This is a genomic window from Nocardiopsis alborubida, assembly GCF_012396365.1.
GTDB lineage: Bacteria > Actinomycetota > Actinomycetes > Streptosporangiales > Streptosporangiaceae > Nocardiopsis > Nocardiopsis alborubida.
Map to the genome: position 1 here is coordinate 187,416 of NZ_JAAXPG010000012.1, position 11,680 is coordinate 199,095.

An 11,680-nucleotide genomic window follows, 5' to 3' on the forward strand; every position below is an offset into this window, starting at 1 on the left:
GGCCAGCCAGTCTCGTGCATCGACCCGGACCGCGGTGGCTCCGGGTGTCTCGCAGGCAGGAGAACGCAACGATGAAAGTTGTCATTGTCGGTGGCGTGGCCGGTGGCATGTCGGCGGCCACGCGCCTGCGCAGACTCGTCCCAGACGCAGAGATCATCGTGCTGGAAAAAGGCGAACACGTCTCGTTCGCCAACTGCGGCCTGCCCTACTACATCGGCGGAACCATCGAACACCGATCGGCGCTGCTGCTGCAGACCCCCGAGCACCTACGCGACAGGTTCGCGCTCGATGTGCGGGTACGTCACGAAGTGCTGGCGATCGACCGTGCCGCCCGGACGGTGGACGTTCGAGACCATCGCGCAGGTGTCGACTACACGCAGGAATGGGACCACCTCGTGCTCAGCACCGGCGCCGCTCCGGTGCTCCCCTCCGTCCCCGGAGCGGAGCGGGCGCTGACGTTACGAGACGTCGCCGACGCCGATGTCATCGCAGAGGCTGCGGCGCGATCACGTACCGCCGTGGTGGTCGGCGCCGGGTTCATCGGGCTGGAGATGGCCGAGAACCTCCACACCCGGGGGCTGTCGGTCGCACTCGTCGAACTCTCCGGGCAGGTGTTGCCGCCGTTGGACCCGGAAATGGCCCAGCCGGTGACGGACCACCTGCGCGCTCAAGGCGTCTCAGTGAACCTGGGTTCACGAATCCAGCGCATCGACGCGGACACCGTCGTGCTGGACGACGGCTCGATCCTGCCCGCCGACCTGGTGATCATGGCCATCGGCGTGCGGCCGGACAGCCGTCTGGCCGACTCGGCCGGTCTGACGACCGGCCCGGGCGGCGGCGTCGTGGTGAACGCGTCACTGCGCACCAGCGATCCCCGGATCCACGCGGTCGGCGACCTGGTCCTGAAGACCGACGCCGTGTCCGGCAAGGCGGGCCTCATACCACTGGCCGGTCCCGCCAACCGGCAGGGCAGGCTCGCCGCGGACGCGATCGCGGGCAGGGCAGTGCACGACGGGGGCAGCCAGGGCACGGCCGTGATCGGCGTACTCGGCTTGACCGCGGCAGTGACCGGCTGGAACGAGAAGAGGCTGCGCGCGGCGGGACGCCCACACCGCATCGTCCACATTCATCCGCTCGCCCACGCCGACTACTACCCCGGCGCCGCCCGGCTCGCGCTCAAGCTGGTCATCGATGCCCAGAACGACCAGATCCTGGGCGCGCAAGCCGTCGGCACCGAAGGCGTCGACAAACGCATCGATGTCCTAGCCACCGCCATGGCCGCCCGAATGCGCGCTTCGGACCTTCTGCGACTGGATCTGGCATACGCCCCGCAGTACGGCACGGCCAAAGATCCCGTCAACCTGCTCGGCTACGTGGCCGAGAACCTGGCCAACGGGACCACCGCGAACATCCAGTGGCACGAGGTCGAGGCGGCGCGAGCAGCCGGAGCGACCGTCGTGGACGTGTGCACCGCAGCGGAGTTCGCCGCAGAAGCGATCCCCGGTGCGATCAACCTCCCCCTGGACGGACTCCCGCACCGGCTCGGCGAACTGCCTCCTGGACGACTGATCGTGCACTGTCAGGTGGGACAACGCGCACACAGCGCGGTATGCCTCCTCCGCGCGCACGGACGGGACGCGGTCAACTTGGACGGCGGCCTGTTGACGTGGCGTGCAGGCAGCCGAACGCGCGGGAATCGGTGAGCAGAGATCCGAGTGGTGCAGTGAGCGCTGTTGATAAACGGCGAATCGTGTTCAGCCTCCTGGCCGACGCCAGACCCCGATGAAAGCAGGTAACTGCGTCGGCCAGTGCGGTGACTGGAAGGGTTCGCCGGTTGGGGATCATGCCGCGGTGGCCAGCGGGTGCCCTCCCCAGCGCAGGCCTTTCTCGCTGCGCACTCGGGCACGCTCGCGGCGTTGGGCGGTGAGCACGTGCGGATCGCGGGCGTTGGCGTTGCGCCACCGCAGGTGGGCGCGCAGAGCCCGCGTCTGGACCGTGTGGTTGGGGTGATGGGAGTTGGCGATGGTGAACTGGCGAAGCGGCCCGAAGCGCGCCTCGATCGGGTTGGCCCAGGAGGCGTAGGCGGGGGTGGAACACAACACGACCTTGTTGCGCCGGGCCCAGGCCCGGATCTTGGGGCCCTTGTGCGCGGACGGGTTGTCCATGATCACGTGGACGGGTGCGCCGTCCGGGCGTGCGGCGCGGATCGACTTCAGGGCCTTGCGCGTGTTCGCACCGCCTTTGCGCCGGTGGTCGGCGAGTTTGCGAATCGACTAGCGGGTGAAGGGTTTGCCGAGTGTGGTGGGGCGGGTGGTGGCCGTGGAAGTAGTCCTTGGAGTTGTCCCGGGCCAGTCCGTCGAAGAACGCGAAGGTCTCCTTGGTGAAGCCGGTGAGGTCCATCCCTCTCCTCCTGCGATGGCGGACGCGCGCCCGCCGTCCTACCCCGCGGCGCTTCGCCGAACCCGGCCGCCACGGCTCTCAGCACCTGCCGGGGATTGAACCGGGGCCGCACGCCGGGCGGCACCGGCCAGGCCCGGCGCCGACCGAGTGCGGCGCGCGGTGGCCCGGGCCTCAGCCGCCGTCCTGTTCGAGGTCGAAGCGCTCGCGTGCCCGTTCGATCTCGGTTGTGTGCGCCGAGATCCAGTCGAGCAGCACGTCCACCGGGTGCCGGAGCGTCTTGCCCAGCGGGGTGATCCGGTACTCGACGGCGACCGGCCGCGAGCCGACGACCGCGCGGTGGACGATGCCGTTGCGTTCGAGGCGGCGCAGGGTCGCGGTGAGCGACTTCTGGGTCACCGCGGGGATCGCGCGGCGCAGTTCGTTGAAGCGCGAGGGGCGCTCGCAGAGCACGTTGAGCACCTCCATCGACCACTTGTCCAGGATCTGGTTGAGGAGCTCGCGGTGCGGCGCGGTGATCCCGAGGTCGTCGTGGGCTGCCTGCCCGGTATCCGTCATGACACCTAGTCTCGTTGCGGTTTCCTTCTGATACCAGGTATCAACATTAGACCCATTCGGAACCAGTCGCGAGGACACAGGAATGACCGTTCAGCGTTTCACCCCCGAGGGCATGATGCGGCCCACCCCGTACCACCACGTCGCCGTCGGCACCGGTACGCGTCACGTGCACGTCAGCGGACAGATCGCCCGCCGCGCCGACGCGACCCCGGTGTCCCCGGGCGACCTCGCCGGACAGGTGGCCCAGGCGCTGCGCAACACCGCGACGGGCCTGGCCGGGGCCGGGGCGGCCTTCGACGACGTCCTGCGCCTGACCTTCTACGTCACGGCGTGGGAGCCCGGCAAGATCGACGCCTTCATGGCCGGGGTCGCGGAGGTCGCCGAGGAGATCGGCCTCCCGACGCCGCTTCCGCCGTCGTCGCTCATCGGCGTGGACTACCTCTTCGAACCCGACGTGCTCGTCGAGGTCGAGGCGACGGCCATCCTCGACTGACGCCGCCACCGCCGGGCGCGGCCCCCGTCCCGCACGGGGGCCGCGTGCCCCCTGGAGCGCGGACCCGGTCGGGTGCCAAGCCCAGGAGTGCCTTCCCGCGGTGGGGGCGGGTCATCGCGCGCGTCCTGCGGGCGATGACTCCCCTTATGCGCCCCTTACCTCCTGGTGGGGGCCCTCGTGTGTTGATACTTGCCGCGCGACAACAAAAATGTGGCTCTACGGCTTTTGAAGTCGTTTCTGAGGGAACGGTAGTGGTCGCACCGGCGCCGCCCGCCGGGCCGCAGCACCCGAACTGCGGTCGGGAGCGGGTCAGAGCACCGGTGTCTGCCCAGGCAGACAGACAGGAGCACACAGGACCAGAGCACCGGGGGTTTCCTCTTGTCCACCATGCTGAACCAGGACACCGTGTCCCAGACCGCCGCCGACCACACGACCCTCATCCCCGGAGCGCGCACGTCCGCCTCTGGGAAGGAGACCTCGGCCGAGGAACTGCTCGCCGAACTCCACGGCCTGGAGGAGGACGACCCGCGCGCGGCCATGTTGCGCGAGCAGGTCGTGGTCCGCTACCAGCCGCTGGTCAACAAGCTCGCCCGCCGCTACAACGGCCGCGGCGAACCGCTGGAGGACCTCAAGCAGACCGCCATGGTCGGCCTGGTCAAGGCCATCCGCGGCTACCAGCCCGACCGCGGCAAGCCCTTCATCTCCTACCTGATGCCCACGGTCACCGGCGAGATCAAGCGGCACTTCCGCGACCACACCTGGGCCATCCGCGTCCCCAGGCGCCACCAGGAGAACCGGATCAAGCTGCGCCAGGTACTCAGCACCTTCCAGCAGGCCCACGCGCGCGTGCCCACCAACGCCGAGATCGCCAAGGAGATGGGGCTGGACGAGGAGGAGGTCGTCGAGCTCGTCCAGGCCTCGGAGTCCTACCGCTCCCTCTCGTTGGACGCCCCCGACTCCGACGGTCAGGAGGGCGCCCGCCTGGAGGACCACCTGGGCAGCGAGGACGAGGGCCTGGAGCGGATCGTGCAGCGCGAGTCGCTCAAGCCCGCCCTGGCCCGCCTGCCCGAACGCGAGCGCGAGATCCTCAAGCTGCGCTTCTTCGGCGACCACACCCAGACCGAGATCGCCGACCGGATGGGCTACTCCCAGATGCACGTCTCCCGGCTGCTGAAGAACACCCTGGAGCAGCTGCGCGAGGACGTGGGCGAGAGCGCTCCCGACCGCGGCTGAGGACCCCTTCCGTCCCGGAGGGCGCCGCGGGGGCCGCTCTCCGGGACGGGTCGTGCCGGACCCGGCCGGCCTGTCCGCCGCGGGACTCCCGCCCGCGCGGCTCCCCGGCTTCCGTGAGCGGGAGGCGCAGCCCCGCAGGGGGCGATGACACCCGTGGACGCAACGGAGAACGAGGTGCCCCGGCCGGTGGGTGAACACCGGGCCGGGGCGTGTCCACCACCCGCACCAATCGGGTGGAGACCGTGAGACACCCTACCGGCAGGCACCGCGGGCCCCGTCGAAGCCTGGCCGGGCGGCCTTTCCGGTGCCACCCGACGAACATCCCCCGGGACCGCCGAGGGCCGGTTCCATGAGCTGTCCGTGCTCGGCCATCCGCCGCCCCTGGCCTTCTGCCCCCTGAGCCCTCGACCGCTGTGGGCGGCGTCCGTCACGGACGCCGCCCGATCGTCGTGCGCGCGGGAACCGTCCGTGCCCGTCCGGCCCGGGCCCGGCGAACCTGTCGGTTCGCTCCGCTAGCGTGGCCCAGCGCATGAGGCCCCACGCCAGCGAAAGGAACCACCCCCTGTGCCCAGAGCCCTCCTCAGAGTCGAAAGCCCCCTGGGCGTCGACCTCCCCGCTGTCGAACTGCCCGACCTCCCCGACCGGGTCCGCGTACGCGAACTGATCCGGACGCGCGTGCGGGAGGAGGTCGCCCGGTACGACCTCGACCGTTCCGCGCCCTACCAGGGCCTGGTCACTCCCACCGCCGCCGAGCGGCAGCTCGACACCGCGGCCCGGCGGACCGAACGGCCGACCGTGGACTGGGAGGAACAGGCCGACCTGGCCGAGCGGGCCTTCGAGAAGCAGCGGTTCGTGCTCATCGTCGGGGACCGCCAGGTGGAGTCCCTGGAGGAGTACGTCGACCTGACCGGCGAACCCGAGATCGTGTTCGTCCAGCTCGTCCCGCTGGTGGGTGGCTGACATGACCGAGACCACCGCTGAGACCACCGCGGCCCCGCCCTTCACCTCGATGGTCCCCTCGCCCGCCGGACGGCAGTGGGCAGGACGGACCGCCGAGGAGTTCGCTTCGGGCATCGACGCCAGGGGGAGGAGCTCCTGGGCCTACCGGAGCACGATGCCCGTCCGGGTCGAGGAGGTCCTGGGCCGCCTGCACGCCCCCGGCCTGCCGGAGCTGATCGAGGAGTGCGACCGGGTCATACGCGCCCACGCCCCCGACCGGGGTTGGCGGGGGTACACGGAGATCTCCTCGCTCGACCGGGGCACCCCGCTGCGCGACCTGATCGACCGGTGCGACGACGGCCTGAGGGCGCGCCTGGCGGTCTGGTTCCTGATCAACGCACGGCACCCCCGGCCCGTCGAGGTCGACGGACAGGGGCGCCACAGCGACTACTTCTCCAGCGTTCACCACCGTGCCGCGTTCACCCTGTGCCGTAGGGCACTGCCCTGGGACAGCGCCCTGCTCTCCCTGCTTCTGTACGCGCAGGCGCAGGGGCTCACCGACGGGCACGCCCACATCGACGTCTGCGAGCGGGCGGAGGACCACGTCCTGGCGCCGTGCGCGCAACAACTGCACGAGTACCGGGCCCACTGCCAGGAACGCGGAGACCTCCTGTTCACCTGGGAACCCGACGAACCTGAACCCCATGCGCGTGTACTCCTCCTGCTCCTTCGCCTGGGCGCCCCCCTGGCCGTCGACCACCTCCTCCCCGAGGGGGACCTGTTCGGCGACCTGCTCCGCGAACGCGAACCCTCTCTGGTCACCCGCCCCGGGTTGGCGGAGCTGCTCGTCCACTTCCTGGTCCCGCCCGGTTCCCGGCCCGGCCGCGAGTGGCGTGAAGGGCTCCGGCGCAGGTTGGCCGCGATCCCCGACGCGGAGGGCGCGCTGCGGCGCCTGGTCGAGGTGGTGCTGCGCACGCCGCGGGCAGAGGAGGGCCACTACGGTTCGAGCACGGCCTACTTCCTGATCCACGTGCACAACATCGTCAACGGCCTGGTGTGGGCGGTGCGGGAGCTGGCCTCGGAGGAGGACACCTGGTCGCTGCCCCTGCTGGAGCGGGTCGCGGTGTTCACCGGGACCGGGCCGGGCGGCTCCAAGCTGCTGCGTTCCGAACGCACGGCCTCCGCCTGTGTCCGGATCCTGGCCGAACGCGGTACCGACGAGGCGGTCGCCGTCCTCGCCCGCGTCCGCGCGCGGGTCAAGAAGAAGACCCTGTCCAAGGTGATCGACAGGGCCCTGGGGGAGATCGCCGACCGGCTGGGCATCACCGGGGAGCAACTGCTGGAACGCACCGTCCCCGACTTCGGCCTGGGCCGGGACGGGACCCGGACCGACCAGCTGGGCGAGCACCCGGTCACGCTGGCCCTGGCCGCGGACGGCAGCGCCGCACTCGGCTTCGCCTCCGCCAAGGGGCGTCCGGTCGCGAGCCCGCCCGCGGTCCTGCGCACGTCGCACCCCGACGAGGTCAGGGCGCTGCGGGCCGAACTCAAGGAACTGCGCCAGGTGGTGGCGGCCGAACGGGTCCGCCTGGAGGAGTTCCTGATCCAGGGGCGGGTGTGGGACGCCGCGTCCTGGACCCGCTACTACCTCGACCACCCGGTCACCGGCGCGCTCGCCCGGCGGCTGCTGTGGGAGGTGAGCGCCGACGACGGCCGGACCTGGGTGTGCGGGCTGCCCGGGGCCAACGGGGGCCACTGGCGTCTGACCGACCCCGACGGGACGGAGGTCGCGCACACCGCGACCGTGGACGGCGGCGCCCGGGTGCGGCTGTGGCACCCCGTGCGGAGCCAGCCGGAGACGGTGCGGCGGTGGCGGGAGCACCTGACCGACCGGGAGATCGCCCAGCCCCTCAAACAGGCGTACCGGGAGATCTACCTGCTCACCCCCGCGGAGGAGGCCACCCGCGTCTACTCCAACCGCTACGCCGCCCACATCCTCAAGTACGGGCAGGCCAAGGCCCTGCTCAACGAGCGCGGGTGGAGCGTTCACCAGCTGGGCGGTTGGCACGGCGGCGAGGACGGCCCCGCCGAGCGCGTCTACACCGACCGGGAGAGCGGGGCCTCATGGCGCGTCACCCTCGACATCGCCCTGGTCGACGACGACAACGATCCCGTCCGCAACTGCGGTACCGACCAGGTCCGCTTCCACCGCGCGGGGGAGGGGGAGCCCGCACCGCTGGCGGAGGTGTCGGCGCTGGTGCTGTCCGAGGCGATGCGCGACGTGGACCTGGCCGTGGGCGTGTCCTCGATCGCCGCCGACCCCCAGTGGGTCGACCGGGGAGAGAGCGCACACCTGCCCTACTGGCGTCGGGCGGCCTTCGGCGAACTCACCGAGAGCGCCGTCGTACGACGCGAGGCCCTGACGCGTCTGCTGCCGCGGCTGAGCGTGGCCGACCGGTTGGAGGTCGACGGACGCTTCCTGCGTGTGCGCGGGGATCTGCGCTCCTACCGGATCCACCTGGGCAGCGCCAACATCCTGATGGAACCGGACGACTCCTACCTCTGCGTGGTGCCCTCGGGCAGGGGGAGGGGGCCGGGGGTGTTCCTGCCCTTCGAACAGGACGGCGGCCGCCTGGCGCTGATCCTGTCCAAGGCACTGATGCTGGCCGGGGACAGCGCCATCGAGGACGCGAGCATCACCGGGCAGATCCGCCGCGGACTGGAGGAGTAGGGGGAGTTCGGGGGGCTGGGAAGCCGCGGAACAGCGGAGCGGGCCCCGGCACGTCCCTCACGTCCGCCCGGGCATCGGGTGCACCACGGTCGGATCGGCGGGAACGGGCGGCATCACGGATGGGTTCCTTCCTGGAGAGGGTGCGGCGGACGCGGGTTCCGGCGTCCGCCACCGGTGGTGGGCACGGCCGGTTCTCAGGGAGCGCCGAACCACGTGGAGAGCGCCTCGCGCAGCCTGGACGCGGTGCCGTCAGCCGGTTCGTCGACGGCCGCGGCCCAGGCGACGTGACCGTCCGGGCGGATCAGGAGGGCGTCGGCCGGCCGGTCGTCGGTTTTGGCGGTGTGGACGTCGACGCGCGGGTGCCAGGCCCGTGCGGTCTCGTGGAGGTCCCCGCGGCCGGTGAGGTCGAGCAGTACGGGACGCGCGGTACGCATGAGTTCCGCGACGCTGGTCATGCCCTGGTCGGTGTGCAGGGTGAGGTCGGGTGCGAAGGAGCCGGCCAGCGCGTGGTGGTCGGCGCCGGGCACCGGGTAGCGGATGTCGGACCCGGCGACGAGCGCTCCCATGCGGCGCAGCGGCTGCTCGTCGGCGAGCAGTTCCTGGAAGACCTCCCGGAGCGCCTCGGCGGCCGGGTCGTGCCCGCGCCGCAGCGCCACCTGGGCCCGGGTGTGCAGCATGGTGCGGGCCCCGGCGAGGTGGCGTTCGTCGTGGTAGGTGTCCAGCAGGCCCTCCGGCGCCCAGCCGTGGACGTCGGCGGCCAGCTTCCAGGCCAGGTTGACCGCGTCGAGCATGCCCGCGCTGATCGCCACACCGGTGGCGGGGAACAGGTGCGCCGCGTCACCGGCCAGCAGGATCCGTCCGTCACGGTAGCGCTCGGCCTGGTGGGCCTTGAAGGTGAACCGCGACAGCCGCACCGGCTCTCCCAGGGGCATGTCCACGCCGAGCACGCGGCGGAGGCTGCTCTGGAGCTCGGCCGTGGTCATCGGTGTGTCGTCGTCGTACTCGGTGGCCTCGTCCTCGACGGTGTAGAGGGAGGCGACCCCGGAGTCCGACGACGCGCTGACCCCGAGGAGGCCGTGTTCGGTCCGGGTGAAGCCCGAGCGGACCGTGCCGAAGCCGGGAACGTCGAGGTCGCCGTTGTCGAGCACGGTCACCGTGTCGGGCAGGGCGACCTGGGCCAGCCGGTTGACCTCCGGGTAGGTGGTGCCGGGGAAGGGGATGCCGGCCCGCTCGCGGACCCGGCTGCGCGCACCGTCGCAACCCGCGAGGTAGCGGGTGGTTATCCGGTACGGCCCGTCCGGGCCGTTCACGTCCACGGTCACCGCGGCGTCGTCCTGGCTCAGCCCGACCACCTCGTGTCCGCGTCGGACGTCGACGCCGAGTTCGGCGGCGCGTTCGTCGAGCAGCTGCTCCAGCCGCTGCTGGGGGAGGGGCAGGGCGTGCATCGGGGGATCGGCCAGCCGGGTGAGGTCCAGGTGCACACCGCCGAACGGGAACCGGGGAGCCGGGACGGGACCGGTGCAGGCTGCCTCGAACCGCTCCAGCAGACCCCGGTGGCGCAGCAGTTCCAGGATCTGACCGCCGAGGCCACCGGCCTTGGGGGTGCTCCGGCGCTGCGGGTAGCGCTCCAGGACCAGCGGCCGCAGCCCGCCCAGGCGCAGTTCGGCGGCCAGCATCAGGCCGGTCGGACCGGCGCCCACGACGATCACGTCAGCGTCCATGCACTTCCTTCCAAGGGAGCGGCACGAGACGGGACGTTCCGTGCCGTTCGGGGAGAATGCCCGAGCGGGAGCGTAGGTGTCAAGCGCGGTCCGGGCCGTCCCGTCGGGCGGGTGCGTCGACCGGCTCCCCGACGCCCTCTCCACGGGGACGGGCCCGTCCCCGTAGCCGCCGGTGTACCCGGCCGGGCACACGGAGCAGAAGGGGCGGGCCGCGTCGCGCCCGGTGCGTCACCGCGAGGAGCCCGTCCTCAGCGGCTGCGGCTCCGAGGCGCTCAACCCGTCGGCTGAGCCGCCCCGGCCGTCTCGGTGCCCTGCTCGACGGCCGCGTCGCCAGCGGACCGCCCGCGGCCGAACACCTCCTCGACGAGCCTCCGCGTCGTCTCCTGGAACGTCTGCGCCAGGGACATCCCGGCGTCGTCCACATAGGTCAGCGAGGCGGTCAGGACCCTGCTGCCGTCGGCCGTGGCGTACATCAGCGCCGCCGAGCCCGCGATGCCGCCGTTGTGGTGGAAGACGGTGCCGCCGTCGGTCTCCTGGACGAACACCCCCAGGCCGTAGCCGACCTTCGCCTCCGGTGTGCGCATCTGGTCGAGCAGTTCGGTCGGCAGGAGCCTGCCGCCCATCAGCGCGGAGAAGTACGTGTGCAGGTCCCGGGTGGTGGAGATCATGTCACCGCCGGCCGAGATCCAGGAGGGGTTCTGGCGGGTGACGTCGACCGTCCTCTCCCGGCCGTCCTCCTCGTACCGGTAGTAGGCGTGGGCGTGCGGCTCGGGGACCTCCGGCGAGGTGCCCGGCGCCACGGTGCCGGTCATTCCCAGCGGTCCCAGGACCAGCCGCTCCAGCTCCTCCGGGAACGAGCGGCCGGTGACCCGCTCGACCAGCAGCCTGGCCACCACGTAGTTGGTGTTGGCGTAGCTCCAGTCCGTCCCCGGCTCGAACCGGGACGGCTTGGACAGCGCCAGCCGCACCAGCTCCTCGGGCGCGTAGGTCCGGAACCGGTCCTCCACCCACTCCCGGCCAGCCCAGGCGACCCCCGGCGCGAACGTCCCGTCCTCGTAGATCTCGCCGGTGTGGTTGAAGATTCCGCTGGTGTGCTGGAGCAGCATCCGTACCGTGATCCGCTGGTCCAGTCCGAACTCGGGCAGGTGGTCGGCCACCCGGTCCTCCAGCCCGATCCCGCCCTCGGCCACCAGCATGAGCACCGTGGTCGCGACGAAGTTCTTGGTGGCGCTGCCGATCCGGAAGTGTCCGTCGGTCGGCGGCCTCTCCGGCTCGCCCAGCCTGCGCGCCCCGGCGCTGCCGACCCACTCGCCCTGCTCGTCGTGCACGCGCAGCTGCATTCCGACGAAACCGGAGTCGACGATCTCCTGCATGGTCTTGTGCAGTTCCGGGCGGTTCTGCTCGTTGGGGGTGAGGGACATGGTGGTGTGCTCCTTCGAAACGGTGACGCGGTTGGGCTGGAGGGAGGGGATCGCCGTGCTGCCGGTCAGAGGCTGTGGGCGGTGATGTCGCCGTGGGAGGTGGTGGCGTGGATGTCGAGGGTGGTGGTGCCGTCGTTCTTGAGGGCGTTGTGGATGCGGCCGTAGGGGGTGCCGGCGTTGAGGGCGGCGG

The 11,680-nt window shown here is 71.5% G+C and carries 8 protein-coding genes and 1 pseudogene; 5 read left to right on the plus strand and 4 right to left on the minus strand.

Going from position 1 to position 11,680, the window contains the following annotated elements:
* The first annotated feature begins 71 nt into the window (after nt 1-71).
* Nucleotides 72-1,703, plus strand: coding sequence for an FAD-dependent oxidoreductase (locus tag HGB44_RS14780; protein WP_061078833.1), 1,632 nt, complete (start codon nt 72-74; stop codon nt 1,701-1,703).
* A gap of 138 nt (nt 1,704-1,841) precedes the next feature.
* Here HGB44_RS14780 and HGB44_RS14785 read toward each other — a convergent pair.
* Nucleotides 1,842-2,255: pseudogene (locus tag HGB44_RS14785) on the minus strand (transposase); the annotation flags it as partial.
* A gap of 316 nt (nt 2,256-2,571) precedes the next feature.
* The gene (locus tag HGB44_RS14795; RefSeq protein ID WP_061078835.1) at nt 2,572-2,955 is read right to left on the minus strand and encodes a winged helix-turn-helix transcriptional regulator; all 384 of its coding nucleotides are present in this window, start codon (nt 2,953-2,955) and stop codon (nt 2,572-2,574) included.
* Nucleotides 2,956-3,037: 82 nt separating this feature from the next.
* On the opposite strand from HGB44_RS14795, the gene HGB44_RS14800 reads away from it, so the two are divergent.
* From HGB44_RS14800 to HGB44_RS14815, 4 genes are all read left to right on the plus strand, one after another.
* Entirely contained in the window at nt 3,038-3,448 is a 411-nt protein-coding gene (locus HGB44_RS14800) for a RidA family protein (RefSeq protein ID WP_061078836.1), read from the plus strand.
* Nucleotides 3,449-3,835: 387 nt separating this feature from the next.
* Nucleotides 3,836-4,681, plus strand: a complete 846-nt coding sequence (locus HGB44_RS14805; RefSeq protein WP_061078853.1) for a SigB/SigF/SigG family RNA polymerase sigma factor — start codon at nt 3,836-3,838, stop codon at nt 4,679-4,681.
* Nucleotides 4,682-5,245: 564 nt separating this feature from the next.
* Nucleotides 5,246-5,641: a hypothetical protein gene (locus HGB44_RS14810; protein WP_061078837.1), complete on the plus strand. Its 396-nt coding sequence runs from the start codon at nt 5,246-5,248 to the stop codon at nt 5,639-5,641.
* A gap of 1 nt (nt 5,642) precedes the next feature.
* Nucleotides 5,643-8,348, plus strand: coding sequence for a DUF4132 domain-containing protein (locus HGB44_RS14815; RefSeq protein ID WP_061078838.1), 2,706 nt, complete (start codon nt 5,643-5,645; stop codon nt 8,346-8,348).
* Nucleotides 8,349-8,542: 194 nt separating this feature from the next.
* On the opposite strand, the gene HGB44_RS14820 is transcribed toward HGB44_RS14815, so the two are convergent.
* Both HGB44_RS14820 and HGB44_RS14825 read right to left on the minus strand, forming a co-directional pair.
* Nucleotides 8,543-10,069 (minus strand): FAD-dependent monooxygenase, encoded by a 1,527-nt coding sequence (locus tag HGB44_RS14820; RefSeq protein ID WP_061078839.1) that lies wholly within the window; start codon nt 10,067-10,069, stop codon nt 8,543-8,545.
* A 272-nt stretch (nt 10,070-10,341) separates the two neighbouring features.
* Complete coding sequence (locus tag HGB44_RS14825) at nt 10,342-11,490, minus strand: serine hydrolase domain-containing protein (RefSeq protein ID WP_061078840.1); 1,149 nt, start codon at nt 11,488-11,490, stop codon at nt 10,342-10,344.
* Nucleotides 11,491-11,680: the final 190 nt, after the last annotated feature.